The organism is Nocardia sp. NPDC059228 (assembly GCF_042754245.1).
Lineage (GTDB): Bacteria > Actinomycetota > Actinomycetes > Mycobacteriales > Mycobacteriaceae > Nocardia.
Map to the genome: position 1 here is coordinate 1 of NZ_JBHZAL010000158.1, position 1,130 is coordinate 1,130.

Consider the following 1,130-nt stretch of genomic DNA (forward strand, 5'->3'; position numbering starts at 1 on the left):
TCACCGGAGGCGGCACCGGCGCCCGCGCCACCGCGCTTGCGCGGCTTCGGCTTCTTGCGCACCGCACCACCCACGCCATTGCCGGAAGCGGCCGTGCCGACCGAGAACTGACCCGGCAGCGACACCTCGAGGCGACGGCCGCCGACCTCGACGACCACCTTCTGGCGCGGCGCCTCGTCCTCGTCCTCGATGGGCTGGGCACCGGCGTAGGGCTCGATGTGGTTGTCCCACTCGTTCTCGATCCACTTGGTGTAGACGTCGAACTTGGTGCCGTTACCGACGAACGCCGGGTTCTCGACAATGTGGCGGTGGAACGGGATGACCGTGGCCAGGCCCTCGATCTGGTACTCGTCGAGCGCGCGGGCGGCACGCTGCAGCGCCTGCTCGCGGTTCTCGCCGGTGACGATCAGCTTGGCGAGCATGGAGTCGAACTGGCCGCCGATGACCGAGCCCTCGACCACACCGGAATCGACACGCACGCCGGGGCCCGCGGGCTCCTTGTACACGACGACCGGGCCGGGGGCGGGCAGGAAGCCGCGACCGGCATCCTCACCGTTGATGCGGAACTCGAAGGAGTGCCCGCGCGGGGCCGGATCCTCGGTGATGGACAGCTCGTGGCCCTCGGCGATGCGGAACTGCTGGCGCACCAGGTCGATGCCCGCGGTCTCCTCGGTGACCGGGTGCTCGACCTGCAGGCGGGTGTTCACCTCGAGGAACGAGACGGTCTCGCCCTGCACCAGGTACTCCACGGTGCCGGCGCCGTAGTAACCGGCCTCGCGGCAGATCCGCTTGGCGGACTCGTGGATCTTGGAGCGCACCTCGTCGGACAGGAACGGCGCGGGGGCCTCCTCGACGAGCTTCTGGAAGCGACGCTGCAGCGAGCAGTCACGGGTGCCGGCGACCACGACATTGCCGTGCTTGTCGGCGATGACCTGCGCCTCGACGTGGCGGGCCTTGTCCAGGTACTGCTCCACGAAGCATTCGCCGCGACCGAAGGCGGCGATGGCCTCACGGGTGGCGGACTCGAACAGCTCGGGGATCTCCTCGATGGTGTGCGCGACCTTCATGCCGCGACCGCCACCACCGAAGGCGGCCTTGATGGCCACCGGAACGCCGAACTCCTTGGCGAA

General features: G+C 69.2%; 1 protein-coding gene. It reads right to left on the bottom strand.

Annotated features, from left to right (window positions below):
* Positions 1-1,130: ATP-grasp domain-containing protein (locus ACFXKA_RS43155; RefSeq protein ID WP_379431934.1), on the bottom strand; the 1,130-nt coding region annotated here is incomplete at both ends.